We start from the raw sequence: 20,146 nt of genomic DNA, 5'->3' as shown, positions 1-20,146 counted from the left end.
TAATTTTTAGTTTTCAGTTTCTTCGTAAGGAATTTCCTTTTTTGAAAGGATTCTAAAATATCGTTTAGGATGCAGTTTAACATCTTCTAATAATTCTTCTAATTCTTTAGATGCAGCTTCAAGATTATTATACAACTCATCATCTTTAAGCAATTTTCCTATAGAACCTTCTCCTTTGTCTAAATCTGCCAATAAAGAGTTGACATTTTGCAATGTTTCATCTAATGTGTTTATAGTTTTAGATATTTCAACCTCTTTTAAATCTTCTGATAAAATTGCTAAATTTTTACTAACTGAATTAAAATTGCTAATAACTGCTGTTAAACTGTCTTGATTTTGAGCAATTAACGTGTTGAAAGATCCTGATAATGTTTTAAATGATGACAAAGTTTCATTAAGTTCTTTAATGGCATGTTTTAATCCGTCTTCAGATTCATCTTCAACCAAACCATTTAAATTTATTAATAGTGAATCTGCTGATTTTAAAGTGCTATCTAAACCTGTACTTAAACCAGAAAAATTACTGGTTAAACTTTTAATTAAGCCTTGTTCAACTTCAGATTGTAGAATATCACCATCTTTAGCATATTGATTGTCTTCAGCTGGAATGATTGCTAACCCATTTCCTTCCATAATGCCAAGCTCATAAAGTCTTATTTTACTGTTTTTAGAAAAACTTAAATCATCATCAACCGTAAAAGAAACTCTGGTTTTTCCAGTTTTTGATACATAATGAATCTTATTTATTTTCCCAACATTATTACCTTTAATAGTAACAGGAGATGCTGTAGTTAATGCATTATAGTCAAATTCTGTATAAAATGTTTTTGAAGAATCCAGTAAATTTTTACCTTTTAAATAATTGATTCCAAAAAATAAAAATACAATTCCAAGAATGACTAATATAGCTGTTTTGACTTCTCTAGATAGTTTCAAATTAATTTTATTAAGTTACTAAACAAAATTAGAAATAAATTTATAAAGAATGACTCTAATTTGCTGTTGATTTTAAGGCTTCTTCTAGAGGAATACTTTTACCTTCTTTAAACGCAACTATAAAACTAGTTCCATAACCTCTTGATTTTGCGTACGTTTGAAAATCTTTTATTTTAGTATAATTAGACGTATAACCATAATAATACTTATACAATCCATTTATTTTTTCTCTAGACACGTCTTCCAAGCCTTTAAAGTTGTATGGTTTTAAATCAATCTCTTTAGAACTTGCAGCTATTTGAACCTTAAAAACAATGTTATTATAAATTTCATCAGGCTCTGATGCTGCAGTCATTTTTGTTTCTAATTCCTTATAAACAAAATCATCTACATTCTGATAAATGGAATTTTTATATTCTAAAATGGCATTTTTAATAGCAGTAGACATTTCAAGTTGTCCTTTATTAGAATTTAAATAAGCTCCTTCCTCTTTGTTAGTAATAAATCCAGTTTCAACAAGAATACTTGGCATAATTGTTTGATGTAATACTATAAATCCAGCTTGCTTAACCCCTCTATCCTTACGTTTTAACGCGTTTGTAAAATTCTTTTGAACCAAGCTTGCTAATAAAATACTTTGATCTAAATATTCTTCTTGCATTAATGTTAATCCAATAAAAGAACCTGGGGAATTTGGATTAAAACCTTCGTAGTTTTTTTCGTAATCATCTTCTAAATAGATAACTTCGTTTTCAGCTTTTGCAACATTAAAATTCGTATCGTTTCTATGGATTCCTAAAACGTATGTTTCAGAACCATAAGCTTGTGTGTTATGTGCGTTACAATGAACAGAAACAAATAAATCTGCTTTTGCTTCGTTTGCAATTTTTCCTCTAACAAACAAATCAACAAATACGTCTTTAGTTCTTGTATATACAACTTTAATATTTGGATCTTTTTCTAATTCTTTTCCTACTTCTAAAACAATTTTAAGTGCTATGTCTTTTTCTTTATAACCTTCTTTAGATGGTTTACCTGGATCTTTACCTCCATGACCAGCATCTAAAACTACTATAAATTTATTTGAATCTTCTTGAGCATAAAGAGTTGCATAATCTGTAAAGGTTAAAACAAATGCAATGGATAAGAAAAGTAATAACGAATTCGTTTTCATATTTATAATAACAGGTTTTGGGCAGGTTTATTACCTAAAATAGTTGAGTTCAAGTTTAATTTCCGAATTTTCGTGAATATTAAATTAATCACAAAAAATATATGTAATTTTGGCAATTCAAAAACCGAGCCATACTTTTACAAAAATACATTTAAAAGCGTTGCGTACAAACAACTTTTACATACTTTTTGCCTTAAGTTTTACAGTGTTTATCAACACTTTTGGCTTCGCTCAAGATATCCCAAATTCTGACGATAAAATTTCACCTAAAAAAAGCAACGATTCCATTTCAGTTAACATAAATGATCTTGAAAAATTAGAACTTTCAGAGGCTGGTCAAGATTCTACTTTGCAAGATTCTGTAAAACCAAAACCTGAATTTTTGACTGGAGTTGTGTCTTACAAAGCTACTGATTATCAATCATTCAACAATAAAGAGCAAAAACTATATTTATATAATCAAGCAGAGGTATACTACGAAGATATGGAACTTAAAGCTGGAATTATAGTTATAGATTATAATAAAAATGAGGTTTATGCTGGAAGAATAAAAGATTCACTTGGAAATTACACGCAACAACCATCTTTTAAACAAGGTGACAATTTGGTTGAACCTGACTCCATTCGTTTTAATTTTGAAACTGAAAAAGCTCTAATATTTAATTCGAAAACAGAACAACAAGGCATGCAAATTTATGCTCCTATAACAAAAAAGGAGAATGATTCCGTTGTTTTTCTATATAAAGGACGTTTTACCACTTCAAAAAATATAGAAAATCCTGAATATTACTTTCAAGCTAATAAAATAAAATTAGTGCCTAATAAAAAAATTGTTGTAGGCTTAACAAATATGGTTGTTGCAGATGTTCCAACTCCTATTGGCTTACCATTTGGATTCTTTCCATTAACTAAAAAACAAACTTCTGGAGTTATTATTCCTAGTTTTGGTGAACAAAGTAGTAGAGGTTATTTTTTACAAAATGGAGGTTATTACTTTGCAATTAGCGATTATATAGATTTAGCCGTATTAGGCGATTATTATACGAATGGTAGTTATGGATTACGATTTGAAAGTAACTATGCTGTTCGCTATAAATTTTCTGGAAATTTAGGATTTAGATACGAAAACCTAATAAGTAGTGAACGTGGTTTTCCTGATTATTCTAAATCTACTATTTATAATATTCGTTGGTCACATAGTCAAGATGGAAAAGCTAGTCCAAATTCTAGGTTTTCTGCATCTGTAAATTTAGGAAGCAGTAAATATTACCAAGAAACTATAAATCAAGTAAATGCTCCAAGTTTTTTAAATAATACCATGGCTTCTTCTGTTTCATATTCTAAAACATTTCAAGGAGAACCACAAGTAAATATGAGTGTTGCTGCTACACATTCGCAAAATACCAATACAGAACAAATAAGTATGACCTTGCCAACAATTCAGGCTAGTGTTAGTAGAATTTTCCCTTTCGAACCAAAAGTAGGAACTAAAAAAGGAATTATTGAAAATTTAAATTTTCAATATAATATTAGGGCTGAAAATAGAATCCAGACAACAGATTCTCTTTTCTTTAAAAAAGAAATGTGGGATGATGCACAAAATGGCATTAACCAAAGCATTCCTTTAACAACAAACTTTAAAGTTTTTAAATACTTAAGCCTAAGTGCTGGCACAAACTATAATGAAACTTGGACTTTCAAGACAATAAGCAAACAGTATGATGAAATAACTGATGATGTAATAGTAACCGAAAACAATGGTTTTGCAGCTTATAGAACATATAATTTTAATGCTAGTTTAGGCACCACATTATATGGAATGTTTAACTTTGAAAAAGAAGGTGAAGACAAAAATATAAAAGCTTTAAGACATGTTATGAGACCTTCTATAAGTTATACTATCAACCCTTCATTCGACCAATATTATGATACTTATGAAGTTGTTAGTGCAGATGGTTTAACTACCGAAGAAGTTGAATATTCTAAATTTGAAGGTTCCGTTTTTGGATCTCCCAATAAAAATTATTCTAACACTATCGGACTTTCTCTAGGAAATAATATTGAAATGAAAGTTCGTGAAAAGGATTCAACTAAAACCGAACCTAGAAAAATTAAATTATTAGACAATCTAAATTTCAATACAGGATATGACATCGCTGCAGATTCTTTAAACTGGAGTCCTCTTAGAATTACTGGAAGTACGCAACTACTTAAAGATAAGATGTCTGTAAACTTTGGTGCAACCTTAAATCCTTATGCATTAGATAACAATAATAGCGTAGTTGACATGTGGAATATTGATAATGGAGGAAGCTTATTCAGATTAACTAGCGCTAATGTAACCATGAATTACACCCTTTCTAACACCACCTTTTTCACTGGTGGAGAAACAGAAGAAAGTTATGAAGAAACTTTAAGAAGTGGTGGTCGAGCTGATGACTTATTTGGTAGATCTCAAGATTATGCTGATTCAAGTTTTTATGCAGATGATGAAGAAGAGGATACACCTAGTGATTTATATACCAATATCATTCCATGGAGTTTACGTTTAGCTTATGCAGTAAATTATTCAAACGCTAGACGTGAAAACGAAATTTCTTCCCATTCTTTAATGTTTTCTGGAGATGTAGAAATTTCACCACGTTGGAAAGTCGGAGCCTCTTCTGGTTACGATTTTAAGAACAAAGGGTTTACCTATACTTCTCTTCGTTTTGAAAGAGATTTATTAAGCTGGAGAATGAGTTTTAACTGGATTCCTTTTAGTGATAGAGCTTCTTGGAATTTCTTTATTGGAATTAAATCTAATTTACTTAAAGACCTTAAATACGACAAACGTAGACAGCCTGACAAGCAATTATAGATTCATTATAACCATTTAATCTTATGAAAAAAATAATCAATACACCTCAAGCTCCTGCTCCAATTGGTCCATACAACCAAGCAGTATTAGTTAATAATATTTTATACACTTCTGGACAAATTTCTTTAAATCCAGAAACTATGGAATTAGTTTTAGATGATATAAAAACAGAGACAAAGCAAGTTATGGAAAACTTAAAAGCTGTTTTAAAAGCTGCAGATTTGACTTTTGAAAATGTATTTAAAACCACCATTTTTATAAGTGATATGAACAATTTTTCAAAAATAAATGAAGTTTATGCTACTTATTTTAATGAAGAAACTGCACCTGCACGTGAAACTGTTGAAGTTGCTAACTTGCCTAAATTTGTAAATGTTGAGATTAGTATGATGGCTACAAAGTAAGTTTAATCTACTTTTTCAAATACATATAAGTTGTTTAGACCAAATTGAAACTTTTTCTTTTTAATAAGTTTAAAACCTCTTGAAAATATTCTCTCAGTATCACATGGTTTAAACCCATAATGTTCATCCAAACTCATACCATCAATTAGTTTTAGTTTTAGTAAAACCTTTAAAATATAATCTACTTGAGGAGATGGTACTGTAATTATTACTCTACCTCTACTATTAAGTATTTTATAAAAATCTCTAGACATGTTTTCTTGAACTTCCGTTGGAATATGCTCTAAAACAGCAAGCATGGTAATTACATCAAAACTAATATTATCTGGTAGATCATCAGGGAACTTTCCTGGTATCAAAGCATATCTGTCTGTTATAATTTCTTTTTTTAAAACAGGATCGATTCCATAACTATAGTTTATATCGCCTTTCCATTTTTCAAACATCACGCCATCTACACTGCCGATATCTAGAATAGCATCATTATTCCTTATAAACTTTTTAGCTTTTTTTATACGAACATTTTGTAAATATCTGTCTAATGCTTTCATTTTGTACTTTTCAACTATTAATCTTCTAATAAACTTTCTTGAAAAAGCTTATAGATTCTAAGATATTCGTCTGTCCAGCTACTAGGCTCCACAAAGCCATGACGCTCTAAAGGGTAAATAGCCATTTCCCAATTCTCCTTACCTAATTCAATTAAACGCTGAGACAAGCGAACCATATCTTGAAAATGAACATTATCGTCTATCATTCCATGTAGTATCAATAAATCTCCTTCTAAACCATCAGCAAAATAAATAGGAGAACTTCTTTTATAAGCAATACTATCTGTAACAGGAGTATTTAAAATTCTGGCAGTATAACCATGATTATAAGCAGCCCAATCTCCAACAGACCGAATTGCAGCTCCTGCTTTAAAAGTTTCGGCTTCGTTAAACATGGCCATGAGCGTTATAAAACCTCCATACGAGCCTCCATAAATCCCTATTTTGTCTTTATCTATTCCATATTCACTTACTAAATATTCTACCCCATCAACTTGATCTGATAAGTCTTTTCCTCCCATATGTCTATAAATTCCTGTTCGCCAATCTCTTCCATATCCTGCACTTCCACGATAATCAATATCTAAAACCGTATAGCCATTATCTACCAATAAATTATGGAACATATATTCACGATAGTAGCTACTCCACCACTTGTGTGCATTTTGCAAATAACCAGCTCCATGAACAAAAATAATGGCTGCTTTATTTTTTACTTCTGCTTTTGGCTGATATAATCTGGCATGAACTTTGGCACCATCGTCAGCTTTAAAAGTGATTATTTCGGGATCTTTCCAAGAATAGTCGTTAAAAGCTGTTGTAGTAGAATGTGTTATTTGTTTTGGTGTTGCTTCTTTTGAAGCAAACATCGGATTTTCTTGCACATACAATTCTGTAGGTTTGTTTGAATAAGAATACAAAATAGCCATTTGCGTTTCGTCTGGTGAAAGCGTGACATCATTTTTACCTATTTTATTTGTTAGAGCAGTGAATTTTCCTCCATGTATAGGCATACTATAAAACTGACGGTCACCTGGATGATTTTTATTTGCAATAAAATACCAATGTTTTTGATTTTTAGAAATCTGTGGATGGTATATTTCAAATGCTCCTTCTGTAAGGGCTTTAACTTGCTTTGTCCTCACATTCATTGTATATATATGCGAGTAACCTGTTTTCTCAGACATGTACCAAATAGACTTGTTATCTGGCATCCAACCCAAAGAACCTCCACCATAACCTCCTATTCCTGGACCTGCAATCCAAGCTTCATCATGTTGATGATCAAGATTTTCTATAGTTCCTTTTTCTATATTTAATAATACAATCCAACGGTCTTTATAATCATTTGCAATAATATCTAAAACGGCATATTTACCATCAGAACTCCAATTTGGACCAGAAATATAGCCTATTCTATTATCATTTTTATAAGGTTTATCTGGATAATCTTTGGTGTACTCTGGAATATAATCTAGACCTTCTAAGTTATCTAAAATTACTGGATAAGATTTTCTGTTAGCAATATCATAAACATACAAAACATATTCAGGAAGAACATCTCCTACTTTAGAACGTGTGTTTTCATCTTCAGTGTAACCAGATTCCGTAACATAATGTGGCATAATGGTCTTTTTGTTTTCAGGACGTTTTACAGTTAAGTAAGTAACATATTTTCCATCTGGACTAATTTGTTGATTTGAAACAGATTTGTCATCTAAATAAATTTTTAATGGTTTTTTAGTCTCAAAGCGAGTCATTAAAGTGTCGTGTTTATCCTTTTTTTCTTTTCGTTCTTTTAAAAATTCAAAAAGTTCTAATTGATCGTTATAAATCCATTCGTCTTTTTCGCTTCTAACTTTTTCTTTTTCTTCTTTATCTAAAAAGTTAGTGATTTGTGATGTAGTTCCTGAAATTAAATTCCATGTAAAAACATTCTTCTTCTTTACATAAGCAATCTCAGAATCATTCTCAGTAAAATGTAGACTTCCTTCATATTCTAATGTTTTAGTAATTTGAGTTGTTGAATTTGTTTCAACATCAACTAAAAATATGTCGCCATGTTTACTATATATTTTTTTGCTTTTATCTTTATTAAAAATCACATTTGAGGCAGGTAATTGATATTCCGTTTCAAAATCTACTTTAGAAATCTTGTCTTGTTTCAGATTATAAGAATATAGTGAATCGTTCAAAGCTGTTTCAGGATTCCATTCAAAATAAATCATATCAGAATTACATGACCAACTTACATTTGAAGATAAATGACCGATAAAATCATCTCCTTTCATAATTTCTTTAATTGTTAAATCTGAAATATTATTATTTTGTGCCATACTAGAAAGACACACTAAAATGAAGCTAAAAAGCAAAATTGATTTATACATAACCTTGAAATTGTTTAAAAATCGAAGGTACTCTTTCCTGTTAGAAAATTCAAACCAAAACTATCATTTAAAAGTCTAGTTTCTATAAACAATTGTTAATAAAACGTACTTTATATTTTAAAAATATCATAATGGATTTTCTAAGAACTTGTATTTTTGATAGTAACTCAAAACGTTCCAAACATGCGTATAGAACAAGATATTAAATTAGGCTTTAAAGATGTGATGATAAGACCTAAACGATCTACCTTAAAAAGCAGATCTCAGGTTAATTTAGAAAGAAATTTCACCTTTTTAAATAGCGATTTACCTTGGCATGGTATTCCAATCATGGCTGCAAATATGGATACAGTTGGCACTTTTAAAATGGCTTTAGCTTTATCTAAGCATAACATTTTTACTGCTATCCATAAACATTATACCCTTTCAGAATGGCATGCTTTTCTGGATAAAGCACCAGAGAAAATTGAAAATTATATTGCTATAAGTACTGGAACCGGAAAACAGGACTCAGAAAAATTAAAAGATATTTTTGAATCACATCCAGAATTAAAATTTATTTGCATTGATGTTGCTAATGGCTATTCTGAACATTTCGTAAATTTTGTAAAACGTACCAGAGAACAATATCCTAACAAAACGATTATTGCTGGTAATGTGGTTACAGGCGAAATGGTTGAAGAATTGCTTCTTGCTGGAGCAGATATTATTAAAGTTGGCATAGGTCCAGGTTCTGTTTGTACCACTCGTATTAAAACTGGTGTTGGCTATCCACAGCTATCAGCTATTATAGAATGTGCCGATGCAGCTCATGGATTGGGTGGGCAAATTATTAGCGATGGTGGATGTTCAACTCCTGGCGATGTAGCAAAAGCTTTTGGTGCAGGAGCCGATTTTGTGATGCTTGGTGGTATGTTTGCTGGACATAATGAAAGTGGCGGTGAAACCATACAAAGAGAAGGTAAAACTTTCAAACAGTTTTACGGTATGAGTTCTACAACGGCTATGGATATACATGTTGGAGGTGTTGCTGAATATAGAGCCAGTGAAGGTAAAACGGTAGAAGTTCCCTATAAAGGTGATGTTGAAAACACCCTTCAAGATATTTTAGGAGGTTTAAGAAGCACCTGCACTTATGTTGGCGCACAACGTCTAAAAGAATTAACTAAACGTACAACTTTTATTCGTGTTGCTGAACAGGAGAATAGAGTTTATACGGAATAAAAAAAGGGAACTTCAGTTCCCTGATATGTTTTTATTGAAAATGTTTTTATTTCATAAACTGTAAATTAATACCAGTAAACAACCTGAAAAACAGGCTGTACACCTTTAACATAAATAGAATATTGTGGATCTACGTATAAATTAAAAACCATAGACCCTAATTTAACCACTTTACCAATACCAAGCGCTAATGGTATAGAGTAACCAACTTTCTTAAAATCTAGAACCCAAATAAGAATTCCTTTTAAATAAGTACCTTTTCCAAGTTGCCTGAAATAAAATGGTTGAAGAGCAGCCATATTTGTATTTAGTCTATCTTTTTGACCTACAAAAGAAGCTTGCCAAGTAACTAATCCTCAAACCTAAAAAACTTCTGATTTTACAATGAAATCAACGAACGCGAAACCTGCTTGCCATTTGCTAGCTCCAGTTTCAGTTTCAGTAGCTGTTGGAGCCGTTAAAAAGGGTCCAATACCAACAGTTACATTTGCTTTAGAAATAACATTAAAAGATAAGAAGGCATTCATTACACCTTATTTTTAAACTTTGCTAGAAATTTTGGCAATAGAAATGAAGTTTATGAAAAATGTCAAGCTTTATTGGTTTATGAAGCTGAATTAATTAAAAATTTAGGAACATCTGAAACCATTCATGGGTATTTAATACAATTTTAAATTGCAAATCACCACATCCATTAATCATTAAACTATGAATCCAAAACAATGTATAGTAAGGAAGAATCTGTAAAACTTAGAAAAGAATTTTGAACCAGTTTTGGAAAATCATTTTCACGAAAATGGGTTTTATAATACAAAAATTAAAGATTTCAACTTTAAAATTGAGGCAGATAATAAACAAGCTTTAGTTTGTCTAGATATTAAATCTACTTATAGAACCAAAAATGAATTACTTTCTGAGCAAGTTTTGGAATTAAAAGATATTTTAATTGAAGACTTTTTACTTGATGTTATTTTTGACGAAGTTTATATGTTAGAAACAGGGAAAATATTTCAACGTATTTATGTAAAATACAATGGTGAGTTTAATATTCACAATAAAAATACGTGGAAAACGTTTATAGCTTCTTTAAAGATGCAATGCACCAGTTTGAAGAATTTTATGAAACTTACGAAGATTTTATTAAGCAAGTTGTTTTTAAAAACTCAATTTTACATTTAACTAATATAAGTAAGAATAGTTTTTAAGTAAAACTATTCTTACTTATATTTTCTTTATTTTAATCTTATAAAAGATCAAATATAATTCCCATCATTAATTGAAACTGTGGTTGTGTCCCTCGAGTCCAAACAGAATATTGAGGCTCTACGAATAAATTAAACATATTTTTATCCACTTTTACAATTTTTCCAATCCCTAAAGCTATTGGAAATGAATAAGCCCTATTTTCAAAATCCATGTACCAAATAGGCGCTCCTCTTAAATAGGTTCCTTTTCCTAACTGCCAAAAGTAGAAAGGTTGAATGGCACCATTATTAGTTTGATTACGATCTTCATCTCCTGCAAACGAATGTTGCCATGTTAGCAATGCTCCATATTGAAAAACGGGAGATTTTGCAACAAATGCTACCAATGCTAAACCACCTTGCCATTTTCCTGTTCCTAATTCACTTGATGTTGCAGTAGGAATAGTTAAATTAGGTCCTATACCTACTGTAATGGTAGGTTTGGATACAAAATTAAACGAATAAAAAACATTCAAATCACCTAAACCACTTGTTGTTTCTATTTCATCATTAGCTGTAGGCATGCCAAGTGTTGTAATAGGAAGCGAGGCTCTCAATAATTGTTTTCCATCAGAAATAGGTTTTGCAAATCTAAGCCAACTTGAATTTTGATACGAATCCACAGGAGCTTCATTCAATTTAGGCATATAATAATTTTGAAAAACAAATGCCGTCATATTTGCCAATGGATTATTAGATTGGGCAGCTGCTGCAGCATTGTCTGTTTTGTCTTCAGGTTTTGTTTCTTGTGCAAAACCTGTTATAAAACATAACAAGGTAGCACCGATAAATAATGATTTTTTCATAATTTGTTTTGTTAATTAGCGATTGATTAAATTTCTATTTCGATATAACCATCTAAAATAGATCTTTTTGGTCTTACAAATTACGCAAAAAAAATATTAACAAACTTTTAACTTCTAATTTTTTTTTTGAATAAACGTTTCATTGGTAAATACCAACAGAAACCAAAACGAATTCCAAAATTATACAGATTTCTCATATAATTATCAGACCTATAAGCCATTATTTCTGGTTCTCTATAGGCATTATATTTTAATTTACCATTCCATAAGCAACCTACTCTAAAATCTATTGGAATGCCTATTTTACCAGTTATAATCTATTTGCCATTCGGATTGTAGGACGACATAAGCAGATGCCCCATATTTATCATTACCACTGATAGAAAAAAAGTTTACCAAAATCTAATACATTTGCCATTGAGGTGAACCTAATTCATGGTTTGATGCTGTTGGTATTTGAAGATTCCAACCTGCTCCAAATTGCCCTCAATCTTTATTAGCTAGAATAAAAACTGATTTAAAGTGACATCTCCTAGTCCTGTTTTTCAACTAGGTGATGTATTTACAAAAGCAATAACACGGATTAATTGTGGAAAGGGCAATAGCAACCCTTTTTTAAAGGAATAATTCCTCTAAATATAAAATTTTGGGCAAACCCATCTTGCTCTTCAATATCAAAAATTGCAAACTCTTCTAACTGTAACTGCTAGGCTAAAATAGTTGGGTCAATCACTTGTTATGACAGTTATACAGAGGTTTTGCCGTCTTGATTTGTTTTATTTTCTAGAGCATAAGTATGAATAGTTATTATAAACCCAACCAATAAAATATAAGGGATAGAAAACTTTATAATTTATTTTTTAGAGATTTATTTAATAATCCAACTAATTTTTACTTTAATTTTCAAAAGATAAACTACTTTCCAATCTATGGCTATAACAAATAATGTCCATCTTTTTTTATTTAGCTTCATAAAATGCTTTGATAAAAAATTTTATATAATATACCTTTAAGGGATGCTTGAAATAAAAATCGTAGTTCACGAAGCTATTAATCTAAGATTTGAACTAGCCGTTTTTTGCCATGTACTAACAGTTAACTTATTACAGCTGATCAGTTATAAAACCATAGGTTTTATAATAAAAAAAAAGTGACACCTTATGGAGTCACTTTAAAGAACAATGGTAATATAAATTCTTATAAGTACTTTTCTCTCATTTATTTAAATAGTTATCAAGTGGTACCAAGACGTTATTAGCACGATTCATTTCGTCTGAAAGAACTTGGGCTTCAGTAATCATCGCTGTAGTTAAACCACGAGTCGCTGTAATATTATTCCTTGCATGGTTTTCAGGAGAAGTATCCATAGCAGCAGATGTTAGGAGAAGTGCTATACCAGCAACCTTGTTCTCTTGTACACCTTGGCCTCGTATATACAACATTCCAAGATTGCCAATAGCCAACCCATCCCCTTGTTCTGAAGCCTTACGATACCACTCATTTGCTTTTGCGAAATTAATGGTAGTGCCAATCCCATTTTCATAGAGCACACCAAGATTAAATTGTGCACCTGAATTTCCTCGAGAAGCAGAACTTTCATACCAAAAAAGCGCTTCGCTTTCATTTTTACTAACTCCAAGACCCTGCTCATACATGAGTGCAACATTGAACTGGGAATCGATATGTCCCTCTTTAGCTGCCTCTAAAAATTCCTGAAACGCCTGTGGCATGTTGTCAGCATCTACAGCCTTAAGTCCAGCCTCGAAATGGGCTATTCCATTAGTTTGTGCTTGAGTCTCTTCTTTGCATGCCAGTATGATAAGGATTCCAATACTGAACAAAAGGATTCGAAGTATGAATGGTTTTATTTTCATTGATTTCATTTTAGTTTATTTTCAAATTTATGCTTTTTATCAAAATTATTTTTTTACCTGTAGCGTTGCGTTTTCTATACTATTGCCAGCCTGGCTAACAGACTTTTCTCATAAATAAAATGGATTAAAGCATTAAATATATTTTTGTATGTTTAAATTTATTATAATTTTGTGTATTATTACTACAAATAATAATTAATAATATTAAAAATTAAATATCAGTTATTTTTAATCCATTTTAAACAAAAAAAAGGTTTAGCTTTTTAATAAAGCTAAACCTTAATCATATTAAGTATTTGTTTTTTATTTAGTTAACTCAAAAGGGTAAACAACTTTCCAGTCTGTTTTCATGTTCACCACATGCCAACCACTTGAATCTGCTTTTTTCATTAATTCATCAGAAAAGGTTCCAATATGAGAGTCTGGACCGTAAGCCCATTCTCTATCTGCATCTGTATGGTGTACCAATCCTTGGAACGTTTTTGTCCCTTTACTTTGGCTCCATTCTAACATTTGCTGATCTCCTGTTGAGTTTCCAAAAGCAAGAATTGGTTTTTTACCAATATGTGAATTGATACCAACAGGTTTTCCATCTTTGTCGTCAATAAAATCAAATTTAGGCAACCTCATTAAAGTTGGTTTCCCATCATTATATTCGTAAGTAACTTTAAAACTACTTCCTACCACGTTTTGAGATGGTACTCCATAAACATTTTCGGTCCAAGGACGCATAAATTCAATACCACCACCAGAAACAATAAAGACATCAAATTCATTAGCTCTTAAATAATCCAATAACTCTAACATGGGTTGAAAAATCATTTGTGTATAAAGTCTGTCTTTAAATCTTGGGTCTGGGTGCTTTGCTTTAGCAACCCAATTAAGGACAATAGTTTCAAAATCTGTAGTAGACATGCCTGAGTGAGTTTCTGCTACAATTTCAAGTAATCCTTTTTTACCCGATGCCATTAAGGCTTTCATATCATTGTCTAACACCGCTTTAAATGGTTGTTTGGTTTTCCATTCAGGGTGTTCTGGTGCTAATGTTTTTACTCTATCCATTGCAAAAAACAACTGAAAATACATAGGTTGTTCAGACCATAAGGTTCCGTCATTATCAAAAGTTGCAATCCTGTCAGCAGGTTTTACAAAGTCAGCACTATTTTTATCTGTAACCGCATTTACAAAACTAACGATAGCATGTTTTGTTGCTCCATCATTCCAAGATGGTAAAGGGTCTTTGTTTTCTGTTGGCTGCTCTGTTTTTGCAACCACAGGCTCTTTTGCATTTGTTTGTTCTTTACAAGAGATAAAAGCGAGTATGAAAGTAAGAACAAAAAAGTAATAAATTGATTTGTTAAATTTTTTCATCGATTTCGTTTTTTAAGAAACAAAAGGGTGCAAAATGCACCCTTTTGTTATTACATATACAAAGTTTATTCTCCTTCCAATTTAGGTATTACAATACCTTTTTCTTTTAGCAGCAATTTAGCTTTTTCCATATTTCTAAATTGTTTAATTTCTAATGGACCCGTAAATACTTCACTTTGTAGTGGACGTGGTGGATACTTAACATACGATTCTATTAAGTCTTGTGTCGCTTTATTGAAGATTGGTAATGTCCATGTTTTTTCTGTAAAACTATTCATAAATAAATCGTAGCGTTCTTGAGGATCTGCCCATAAATCATAAATAGCTGGTACAGTTGCAACATAGGTTTGATCTCCTCTCCAACCTAATTCTTGTCCTGGCATATTACTTCCTGCTAAAGCACCATTGTCTCCACGTGTATTGAAAACAGCTTTCCATCTATCAACTCTTACAGCTCCAGGAGATAATTCAGACTCTGTAAAGTAAAACCATTTTCTACGTAATGGTTTCCCTTCATCAAATAAGATGTTAGACATATCATAACTATCAAAAACCATAGGAACTCCTTCTCTATCTTTAGTTGGTAATTCTACTCCTGCTAAAGATGCAAAGGTTGCCATAAAGTCTAATCCACCAACAATATCATGATTATCAGAGCCTGCTTTAATTTGTCCTGGCCACCATGCTAATGCTGGAACAAGGCTTCCACCTTCTCTATCTGTACCTTTAGACCCTCTAAATGGTGTGTAACCAGCATCTGGATATACATCTTGCCAAGCTCCATTATCAACTGTATAAACTACAATTGTATTCTCGCTAATGCCTAGAGCCTTAATTTTGTCCATAATACGACCAACGTTGTAATCCATTTCCATTACTGCATCTGCATATTTGCTTTTAGCTGGTGATTTTCCTTTAAATTGCTTAGAAGGTATGTTAGGTTGATGGTTTTTAGCAAAGTTGATGCTCATAAAAAATGGCTTACTATCTTTCGCATACACATCCATTTGCTTTAAAACATTTTCCGTCATCATCATATCTAATTCTGGAAGGTTCTCTGTAGTTACTTTAGAAATTTCTCTAACTGGCTTACCAGCTTCTCCTTCTAAAATTCCTTTAGTTACTTTTTGGAAAAATGCTGCCATTTCTGGAGACATTTCTGGGTTCCAAGAAGGGAACGCATAAGTATATGCATTTAAGTGATATAAAACCACATTTTGCATAATATCATATCCTTGTGCTATTGGCATAGCATAATCATCTTCACCTAAATGCCATTTTCCAGAGAAATACGTGTTATAATCTGCTTTTTTTAATACTGAAGCTAGTGTCCATTCTGCTGCCGGTAGTCCACCACCTTGTCCTTGAAAGGCAACTGTAGTCATACCAGAACGGTTTGGAATCCTACCAGTTTGCATTGCAGCTCTACCTGGCGTACAACTTGGTTGCCCATAAAATGACCAAAATTGCATACCTTCTTTTGCTACTTTGTCTAAATTTGGAGTAGGCATTCCTCTACCTACACCTCCTCCATATACTCCTAAATCTCCCCAACCTGTATCATCTGAAACAATCATGATGATATTTGGTTTTGCTGGTCTTTTGCTGTTTTTCTGAGCAAATGTCAGAGAAAATGATAGGCAAAATATACCTATCATCATTAATGATAACATTTTTGTGTTTTTCATGGTTAAAATTATTAAGTTAAAATTGATATTGATTAATTAAAAAGGTGGCTAAATAAAACATATAGTCCAAAAATAAATTTTTTAAACACTTATTTATAAAAGACAAACAATGACTATAGGACTACAAATCAATTATTTAAACTAAAAATATTTATTAGCTACCAAATTATAACCAAATTTAAAAAAAAAAAAAAGAATAGACATAAAAGCAAGTAAAATTTTCTTACAAAAAAGTGTTAAACATCATAACGGCACCTATAATACTTAATTAAAATCACATATATGTTTAAGTAACTAATTACAATCCGTTTACCAATAGTTCAGCAGTTGCAGGATTGGTTGCCAAGGGCACATCGTGAACATCGCATAAACGCATAAGAATTAACACGTCTGGCTCGTGAGGATGTTTTTCTAATGGATCTCTAAAAAATAAAACCATATTACATTTACCCTCAGCTACACGAGCAGCAATTTGTGCATCACCACCTAAAGGTCCTGAAAGTAATCTTAACACTTCAAATCCAGCTTTTTTAACTTTTTTTCCAGTAGTTCCAGTAGATACTAAAGACATGTTTTTTTGAAGAAGCACCTCTTTATGTTCGTTTAGAAACTGAACCATTTCAACTTTCTTTCCATCGTGCGCAATAATTGCTATTTCCATGAACTTAATTGATTTAAATGGTATGAAACTAGCCTATCAATAGGACGTCTAACTACATTTCCTACTTTAAAATGAAACTCTTTTGCTACTTCTAAAATTTCATCTTTTGAATAATGAGCAATAGAGCCAGCAAAGTGAACTGGAACTGTTTTTATTTCTTCAGAAAATTGCAAAATCATGTTTTTTGAAAATTCTCGAAGTCCTTTTAATATAAGGAGCTTAATATATTCTGAATCTTTATTTTGAAACATAAACTCTGCAAACGAGGCTAAATAAGCATTTGGATTTGGTTGTTTATACAAATTAAATTTAATATCGTCTGCTTCAACATTATATTTTTGAGCAAAAGAAGATTTTAGATTTTCTGGCATGTGATTAAAATAATAATCACGAATTAATTGTTTGCCATAATAATTTCCAGCAGCATCGTCCATTATGGTATATCCTAAAGATGCAACACGTTGAAATAGATTTTTACCATCAAAATAGCTACAATTAGAACCTGTACCTAAGATACAAACAACTGCAGCTTCTTTTTCATGATTTATTGTTGCCCTTACTGCTGCAAACGTATCTTCTTTAACTTCAACTTGAGCCTTTTTGAAAATAGATTGCAAAACTTTATTTAATAAGAGTCTAGGTTTTTCAGTGCCACAACCTGCTCCATAAAAAAAAACATGAGATACTTGAGATTTTAAAGCCATTAATTCTGTATTATCTTGAATAATCTTAAAAAGATTTTCTTTAGTTAAAATGGCAGGATTTAAACCTTTTGTGTGCATTTTTTTTGTTTGTTGATGAGATTGGATATCCACAGAAATCCAATCGCTTTTTGTAGAACCACTGTCAACAATTAATATCATGAATTTATTATTAATTTTTTAATGAATGCATAAGCTCTGCTAATTCCAGTAATTTTACAGAATAAGCATATTCATTATCATACCACCCAACTATTTTAAAAAATCTGGAATTCAATTCTATACAGGCATCTGCATCAAAAACACATATTCTTGTTTCGCTAACAAAATCTTGAGACACTACTTTTTCTTCTGTATAGCCTAAAATATCTTTCATTTCATATTCTGAAGCTCTCTTAAAAGCATTTTTTATTTCTTCTAATGAAGTTTCCTTTTGTGTTCTAACAGTTAAGTCAACTACAGAAACATCAGCTGTTGGAACTCTAAAGGCCATTCCAGTTAATTTTCCATCTAATTTAGGAATTACTTTTCCTACTGCATTTGCTGCTCCAGTTGAAGCAGGAATTATATTTAATAATGCACTTCTACCTGATCTAAAGTCTTTTCTAGAAGGACCATCTACTGTTAATTGTGTAGCTGTTGTAGCGTGAATAGTTGTCATTAATGCTTCTTCAATACCAAAATTATCGTCCATAACTTTTGCCATTGGAGCCAAGCAATTAGTTGTACAAGACGCATTAGAAATAATTTTATTTGAGGCTTTAATATCCTTATGATTCACACCCATAACAAACATAGGAATATCTTTACTAGGAGCTGAAATAATTACTTTTTTTGCTCCAGCTTCTATATGATAATTTGCAGTTTCCATAGTTTTAAAAATACCTGTACAGTCTGCTACTACATCTGTTTGAATCTCATCCCATTTTAATTTTCTTGGGTCTTTTTCAGCAGTTATTCTAATTGATTTTCCATTTACAACAAGATCTCCATTTTCAATGGCTATAGTTCCTTCAAATCTGCCATGAACTGAATCGTATTTTAACAAATAAGCTAGATGATCAACCTCTAACAAATCGTTAATACCAACAATTTCTATATTTTGTTTTATTGCTTCTCTAAAAACTAATCTTCCTATTCTTCCAAAGCCGTTTATTCCTAATTTTAAAATTGACATTTTATTTATATATTTTCTAATTATTAATTTTCTGTTTTTAAGCTTTTTACTAAGTGGTCATAATATCTGACACTCGTAATAATTCTAAATTTATTTCTGTTTTTCCTTTAACAGCCTTTTCTAAAGCTGTTAATTCTATTTTATTATCTAATATTCCAACCATGTAATTGGATTTTCCATCAAGCAAAGATTCAACTGCCTTAACTCCCATTCTACTTGCCAAAACTCTATCGAAACATGTTGGAGAACCACCACGTTGAATATGTCCTAAAACAGTAACACGAACATCGTATTCAGGCATATTTTCATCTATATAATCTTTAAGCTCAAATACATTTTTACCAATTTTATCTCCTTCGGCAACTACAACTATGCTTGAAGATTTTCCTGATGCTTTACTTCGCTTCAAAGATTCGACAAGTCTATCTAATCCTAAATCTTCTTCAGGAATTAAGATTTCTTCTGCTCCTGCACCAACTCCAGCGTTTAAAGCAATATGACCAACATCTCTACCCATAACTTCTACAAAAAATAAGCGCTTATGAGAGCTTGCAGTATCTCGAATTTTATCAATTGCTTCAACAACAGTATTTATAGCAGTATCGTATCCAATTGTGAAATTAGTTCCAAAAATATCATTATCAATAGTTCCTGGAATTCCCATAACTGGAAAATTAAATTCTTCGTTAAAAATTAATCCTCCAGTGAATGTTCCATCACCTCCAATTAAGACTAATGCATCAATATTTTCTTTTATTAAATATGAATGTGCTTTCTTTCTACCTTCTATTGTTCGAAACTCTTCTGATCGAGCCGATTTTAAAACAGTTCCTCCTGTATGGATTATGTGATTAACAGATCTAGCCGTAAGTGTTTTAAAATCACCTTCCATCATCCCTTCATAACCTCTATAAATACCTACACACTCAATATTATGATAAGCGCAAGTTCTAACAACAGATCGAATGGCAGCATTCATTCCAGGAGCATCACCTCCAGAAGTCATAACTCCTATTTTATTTATTTTTTTATTCATTAAAATATTTTACACTAAGTAAACTTACTAAATTATACGTATTAATATCTAT

Annotated in this window: 18 protein-coding genes; 4 read left to right on the top strand and 14 right to left on the bottom strand. The window is 31.3% G+C overall.

Annotated elements, in window-relative coordinates:
• Positions 1–6: 6 nt before the first annotated feature.
• On the bottom strand, positions 7–936 hold the full coding sequence (locus tag FVF61_RS01865; RefSeq protein ID WP_148452663.1) for an MlaD family protein: 930 nt from the start codon (positions 934–936) through the stop codon (positions 7–9).
• A gap of 55 nt (positions 937–991) precedes the next feature.
• Positions 992–2,110: an N-acetylmuramoyl-L-alanine amidase family protein gene (locus FVF61_RS01860; RefSeq protein WP_148452661.1), complete on the bottom strand. Its 1,119-nt coding sequence runs from the start codon at positions 2,108–2,110 to the stop codon at positions 992–994.
• A gap of 109 nt (positions 2,111–2,219) precedes the next feature.
• Here FVF61_RS01860 and FVF61_RS01855 point away from each other — a divergent pair, with 109 nt between their 5' ends.
• A complete protein-coding gene (locus FVF61_RS01855) occupies positions 2,220–4,970 on the top strand; it encodes a putative LPS assembly protein LptD (protein WP_148452659.1) in 2,751 nt (916 codons plus the stop codon).
• 23 nt (positions 4,971–4,993) lie between these two features.
• Positions 4,994–5,374 carry a RidA family protein gene (locus tag FVF61_RS01850; protein WP_148452657.1) on the top strand — a complete coding sequence of 127 codons (381 nt, stop codon included), beginning with the start codon at positions 4,994–4,996 and terminating at the stop codon, positions 5,372–5,374.
• A gap of 2 nt (positions 5,375–5,376) precedes the next feature.
• Here the strand turns inward: FVF61_RS01850 and FVF61_RS01845 are convergent, their stop codons facing one another.
• Both FVF61_RS01845 and FVF61_RS01840 read right to left on the bottom strand, forming a co-directional pair.
• Positions 5,377–5,925 carry a class I SAM-dependent methyltransferase gene (locus tag FVF61_RS01845; protein WP_148452655.1) on the bottom strand — a complete coding sequence of 183 codons (549 nt, stop codon included), beginning with the start codon at positions 5,923–5,925 and terminating at the stop codon, positions 5,377–5,379.
• Between the two features lie 17 nt (positions 5,926–5,942).
• Positions 5,943–8,312: a S9 family peptidase gene (locus FVF61_RS01840; protein WP_148452653.1), complete on the bottom strand. Its 2,370-nt coding sequence runs from the start codon at positions 8,310–8,312 to the stop codon at positions 5,943–5,945.
• Between the two features lie 183 nt (positions 8,313–8,495).
• Between FVF61_RS01840 and FVF61_RS01835 the strand changes: the two genes are divergently transcribed.
• Complete coding sequence (locus tag FVF61_RS01835) at positions 8,496–9,536, top strand: GMP reductase (RefSeq protein ID WP_148452651.1); 1,041 nt, start codon at positions 8,496–8,498, stop codon at positions 9,534–9,536.
• A 65-nt stretch (positions 9,537–9,601) separates the two neighbouring features.
• Here the strand turns inward: FVF61_RS01835 and FVF61_RS01830 are convergent, their stop codons facing one another.
• Together FVF61_RS01830 and FVF61_RS14130 are read right to left on the bottom strand one after the other, a co-directional pair.
• Positions 9,602–9,835: a hypothetical protein gene (locus FVF61_RS01830; RefSeq protein WP_148452649.1), complete on the bottom strand. Its 234-nt coding sequence runs from the start codon at positions 9,833–9,835 to the stop codon at positions 9,602–9,604.
• A gap of 63 nt (positions 9,836–9,898) precedes the next feature.
• Positions 9,899–10,063, bottom strand: a complete 165-nt coding sequence (locus tag FVF61_RS14130; RefSeq protein ID WP_158635170.1) for a hypothetical protein — start codon at positions 10,061–10,063, stop codon at positions 9,899–9,901.
• A gap of 247 nt (positions 10,064–10,310) precedes the next feature.
• Here FVF61_RS14130 and FVF61_RS01825 point away from each other — a divergent pair, with 247 nt between their 5' ends.
• Positions 10,311–10,715: a DUF4268 domain-containing protein gene (locus FVF61_RS01825; protein WP_317131651.1), complete on the top strand. Its 405-nt coding sequence runs from the start codon at positions 10,311–10,313 to the stop codon at positions 10,713–10,715.
• A gap of 64 nt (positions 10,716–10,779) precedes the next feature.
• On the opposite strand, the gene FVF61_RS01820 is transcribed toward FVF61_RS01825, so the two are convergent.
• From FVF61_RS01820 to pfkA, 8 genes are all read right to left on the bottom strand, one after another.
• Positions 10,780–11,586 (bottom strand): hypothetical protein, encoded by an 807-nt coding sequence (locus tag FVF61_RS01820; RefSeq protein WP_148452647.1) that lies wholly within the window; start codon positions 11,584–11,586, stop codon positions 10,780–10,782.
• Between the two features lie 1,214 nt (positions 11,587–12,800).
• The gene (locus tag FVF61_RS01815; RefSeq protein WP_148452645.1) at positions 12,801–13,460 is read right to left on the bottom strand and encodes a tetratricopeptide repeat protein; all 660 of its coding nucleotides are present in this window, start codon (positions 13,458–13,460) and stop codon (positions 12,801–12,803) included.
• A gap of 303 nt (positions 13,461–13,763) precedes the next feature.
• Positions 13,764–14,831, bottom strand: a complete 1,068-nt coding sequence (locus FVF61_RS01810; protein WP_148452643.1) for an HAD family hydrolase — start codon at positions 14,829–14,831, stop codon at positions 13,764–13,766.
• A 65-nt stretch (positions 14,832–14,896) separates the two neighbouring features.
• A complete protein-coding gene (locus FVF61_RS01805) occupies positions 14,897–16,519 on the bottom strand; it encodes an arylsulfatase (protein WP_148452641.1) in 1,623 nt (540 codons plus the stop codon).
• A gap of 298 nt (positions 16,520–16,817) precedes the next feature.
• Positions 16,818–17,180, bottom strand: coding sequence for a methylglyoxal synthase (locus FVF61_RS01800; protein ID WP_148452639.1), 363 nt, complete (start codon positions 17,178–17,180; stop codon positions 16,818–16,820).
• Positions 17,171–18,043 carry an N-acetylglucosamine kinase gene (locus tag FVF61_RS01795; protein ID WP_148452637.1) on the bottom strand — a complete coding sequence of 291 codons (873 nt, stop codon included), beginning with the start codon at positions 18,041–18,043 and terminating at the stop codon, positions 17,171–17,173. The genes FVF61_RS01800 and FVF61_RS01795 overlap by 10 nt, the downstream gene beginning before the upstream one ends.
• A 10-nt stretch (positions 18,044–18,053) precedes the next feature.
• The gene (gene gap, locus FVF61_RS01790) at positions 18,054–19,058 is read right to left on the bottom strand and encodes a type I glyceraldehyde-3-phosphate dehydrogenase (protein WP_148452635.1); all 1,005 of its coding nucleotides are present in this window, start codon (positions 19,056–19,058) and stop codon (positions 18,054–18,056) included.
• Positions 19,059–19,107: 49 nt separating this feature from the next.
• Positions 19,108–20,094 (bottom strand): 6-phosphofructokinase, encoded by a 987-nt coding sequence (gene pfkA / locus FVF61_RS01785; RefSeq protein ID WP_148452633.1) that lies wholly within the window; start codon positions 20,092–20,094, stop codon positions 19,108–19,110.
• Positions 20,095–20,146: the final 52 nt, after the last annotated feature.

It is taken from the genome of Xanthomarina maritima (genome assembly GCF_008084905.1).
Taxonomy (GTDB): domain Bacteria; phylum Bacteroidota; class Bacteroidia; order Flavobacteriales; family Flavobacteriaceae; genus Xanthomarina; species Xanthomarina maritima.
The sequence above is the reverse complement of the archived record's forward strand: the minus strand, read 5'-3'. Positions and strand labels throughout refer to the sequence as shown.